This is a genomic window from Immundisolibacter sp. (genome assembly GCF_028696615.1).
Lineage (GTDB): Bacteria > Pseudomonadota > Gammaproteobacteria > Immundisolibacterales > Immundisolibacteraceae > Immundisolibacter.
In genome coordinates this window covers 1-3853 of record NZ_JAQVGQ010000230.1, presented here as the reverse complement: position 1 = coordinate 3853, position 3853 = coordinate 1, and the positions used below count along the sequence as shown (strand labels likewise).

Here is a 3853-nt window from a genome sequence, read left to right as displayed (position 1 = left end):
GCGACAGCTTGTCCTGGTACTGCTGGTAGTTCTGTGCCGTGATGGTGAACAGCACCTTGTCGTCCTTGTAGGGATCGACGTACCACTTGCCCTCTTCATAACCGGCAGGCGGCGCCTTGATGCCGCCTTCCCAGGCCGGGATGCTGCCGTCGGCATTGCCGGCGCGAATGGCGCCGAGCGGTGTCAGTTCGGTGCCCTCGATACCCAGCTTGGCAGCCTGTTCGGCCGACACCTTGGCTGAGACGGGGCTGGCGGCGAACGCCGTCAGACAGCTGATCGCCAAGCCGGCACAAATCGGTAACGTCTTCTTCATACACCCCTCGTTCGAGAAAAGGTCTGAAAAACGCTCACCGCGGCGTTTTTCGTTTTCGAGTTCGCGGCGGCGTGACCCACGCCCGCACCGCGCGTTTCGAGCCGATGCGCTGCGCCATCGATTCGGTCCGAGACGTCGTGCTCCGGCCTGACCTGATTCAAATGCGCAAGCCCTTGAATCAGGCCGCAGCTTCCTGCCCCGGGTGGGATGCGCTGAATAAATCAGCGCATCCCCAAACTCGCGCGGTTACGCCCTAACCGCTCCGCAGCGCCCATGAACCGATGACTCAAGGCGCCGGCGCCACCCACCCAAGCCGGCCTTGGCTGACGTCAGAACGTGTAGCTCACGTCCAGCGACAGGAAATCGCGGTCGGTGTTGTTGATCACCCGGCTGCCGTTAGGTCGCCACTGGTCGTTGTCGCCGTCGAAGAAGAAAGTCTGGTTCAGACCCACCTTCCACTTCAGCGCATAGTCGAAATTCACCCCCAGCGACAACGACTTGCGCCCCCCGACGAACAACTGCGCACCGCCGAACTCCGGCGACACACCCTCCACGTCCCAGCGGAAGGCGGTGTTGAAGTCCATGTTGATGCGGTTGAACAGGATGTTGTTGTAGGTGAGCGTGGAGCGCGCCTGCAGGCCCCAGAAATGGTTGGTGAGGTCGTCGAAACGGGTGAAACCATCCTTGGGGATTAGCGCGGTCGGCGTCTTTCTGTGCCCGTCCAGGTCGTAGCCGGGCATATCATCCACCCAGCCGTAGGCCACCTCGCCGATGGTGTTCCACTGGTCGGCGCGGAACATCGGCATCGGCCCCCACAGGCGCTGCGCGGTCATCTGCAACTGATGACGCTTGTAGCGCTCGTAACCCTCGTACTTGGTGCCCGGAGCGTAGGCGTTACCGCTCAGATCCCTGCCAGTGGCCGCCACCACCAGGAAATCCGTGCCCTGGATCGGCGCGTTGCGACGATAGCTGTACTCACCGCCCAGCGCCCAGGAGCCGACGGTGGTATTGAAACTGAAGCCGTAGCGCTCGACGTCCTTGGCGTAGTCGACGAAGTAGGTGCCAACCCGGCCGCTGGCGTTGGCCGCCGGACCTGCATAGGCCGACAGCTGCGGGTTGTGGTCGTGCAGGTTCTGGTAGTACAGGCCAAAGTCGAAACCATTGCCCAAGCCTGGCGCATAGTAGCGCAGCGCCACGCCGTACTGCCCGCCCCAGCCGGGGATGTCGTCCCCCCAGCGCGGCACGCGCATGGGGCCCAAGGCGAAGTCACAGGTACCGATGCCCGGCGCCACCGCATCTGGCGACTGGCAGTAGCGGTAGGTCCCCGGGATCACTCCCGGCATGGCGGGCAAGGTCATCGTCGCATTGGGGAAGCCGGCGCCATCGGTGATGGCATCCTGGGTGCCGAAGAAGCCGCCGTAAGGGTCTATCTTGAGCTCGTCGTAACCGAACAGCACGAAAGTTTCGAGGGTCACCGCCTCGCTGATCTGCCAGGTGAAATCGAACGCCGGGGTGCCGACCAGGGCGTCCTTCAGCTCGATGCCGGGCTGGCGCAGCTTGCTGATGTCGACCGTGTTGATGTCGTTCAGCGATTGCCCGATGAAGGTGTTCTCGCCCCAGGAGATCACCTGCTTGCCCAGGCGCACCGTGAATTGGTCGGTGGTGCCGAACCGGGTCAGGAAATAGGCATCGGTGATGTCGCCGTGCTTGATGGCGCGATTCTCGGCCGCCTGCGGCAGCTGGCCGTCCTTGCCCAGCATGGCGAAGTCATAAAAATAGTTGCCACGCACGAAGGCGCTCCAGCCGCCGCCGTCGATTTGCAGGTCGTGCGAAGCTTTGACGATGTTGGAGAAAATGTCCCACTTCTCGTTGAACAACTTACGGTTGCCGTATTGGTTGTTGCCGAGCAGCAGGCTGTCCTTGGTCTGACCAGGGGCCCAGCGGCTCTTGTCGGGAATGGTCAGCCATGGGTCCATCTTCTCGGTCCGCATCTGCAGACCATAGCCCAGGGTGGTGTCGAAAGACCCCTCGATGGCGCCGTCGAACAGCTGGAATTTGGCGGCGTTGGCGGCGCCGGATGCGGCCAGCGCCGCCACCGCCACCCAGATACGACCGTGCCGCGACGCGGCATGCTTGCTTGGTTTCATCGTCCCCTCCCGGTTACATCCCAATCGGTGCCGGACGCACGCTGCGCCCGAAGCCGTCCGTCACGGATGAGGAGGGGTAAGAGCCACTGACACGACTACACAAGCGGCCGTTTGGACACGACCGCTGATGCCGCCTGGCCCGACACATGTCTGCACGGAACGCCACGATCGACACGGGCACCCCTTCCCGTGATCGATCCCCCCTCGCCATCCTCGACCGCCCGCTGGCGGCCATCCAGGCCACCTCCAATCGGGCGCGGTGGCGGACCGTATCACCGCCCAAAACCGGCTGTCAACAATCGGCGACACACCACTGCCGGATGTGCGGCCGCGGCGACAGGCGCGCGCCGCTGTGGTGATAATCCGCGACCGTTCCCCGGAACCGCCAACGCTAGCCATGCGCCCCGACAACACCCCACTGGTCGACCCGGCCACGCTGCTGCAGCTGGCACGGGACGTACTCGACACCGAAGCCGAGGCGATTCGCCGCCTCGCGCCACGCCTGGCCGAGCCTTTCGTCACCGCCTGCCGACTGCTGCTGCAGTGCCGCGGCCGGGTGGTGGTGCTCGGCATGGGCAAATCGGGCCACATCGGCGGCAAGATCGCCGCCACCCTGGCCAGCACCGGCACGCCGGCTTTCTTCGTGCATCCCGGCGAAGCCAGCCACGGGGATCTGGGCATGATCACGCCGCAAGACGTGGTGCTGGCGCTGTCGAACTCCGGCGAGACCGCCGAAATCCTACTCATCCTGCCGATGATCCGGCGCCTGGGCGTGCCGCTGATCGCCATCACCGGCGAGCCGCGCTCGACCCTGGCGCGCGAGGCGGACGTGAATCTCGACGCCAGCGTCGAGCGCGAGGCCTGCCCGCTGGGCCTGGCGCCGACCGCCAGCACCACCGCGGCGCTGGCGCTGGGCGACGCGCTGGCCGTGGCGCTACTGCACACGCGCGGCTTCTCGCGCGAGGATTTCTCGCGCAGCCACCCGGGCGGCAAACTCGGCCGGCGGCTGCTGCTGCACGTGGCGGACGTAATGGTAAAAGGCGAGCGCGTACCGGCGGTACGACAGGACGCGAGCCTGGGGCAGGCGCTGCTGGAAATCAGCCGCAAGGGGCTTGGCATGACCGCGGTGGTGGACGATGACGGGCGCGCGGTAGGCATCTTCACCGACGGCGACCTGCGGCGGGTGCTCGAGCGGGTCGACAACGTGCGCAGCGTCGGCATCGCCGAGGTGATGACGCCCGGCGGCGTACGCATCCGGCCAGACGTGCTGGCCGCCGAGGCGGCGCAGCTGATGGAACAGCGGCGCATCAATGCGCTGCTGGTGGAGGACGCCGACGGCCGACTGATCGGCGCGCTGAACATGCACACGCTGCTCGACGCCGGCGTGATCTGA

At 65.5% G+C, this 3853-nt stretch carries 2 protein-coding genes and 1 pseudogene; 1 reads left to right on the top strand and 2 read right to left on the bottom strand.

The window, feature by feature from the left end:
* Both PHC73_RS12210 and PHC73_RS12205 read right to left on the bottom strand, forming a co-directional pair.
* Positions 1 to 313, bottom strand: a pseudogene (locus PHC73_RS12210) (DUF1329 domain-containing protein); the annotation flags it as partial.
* Between the two features lie 329 nt (positions 314 to 642).
* Positions 643 to 2460 (bottom strand): DUF1302 family protein, encoded by a 1818-nt coding sequence (locus tag PHC73_RS12205; protein WP_300128652.1) that lies wholly within the window; start codon positions 2458 to 2460, stop codon positions 643 to 645.
* A 397-nt stretch (positions 2461 to 2857) separates the two neighbouring features.
* Between PHC73_RS12205 and PHC73_RS12200 the strand changes: the two genes are divergently transcribed.
* On the top strand, positions 2858 to 3853 hold the full coding sequence (locus PHC73_RS12200; RefSeq protein WP_300128649.1) for a KpsF/GutQ family sugar-phosphate isomerase: 996 nt from the start codon (positions 2858 to 2860) through the stop codon (positions 3851 to 3853).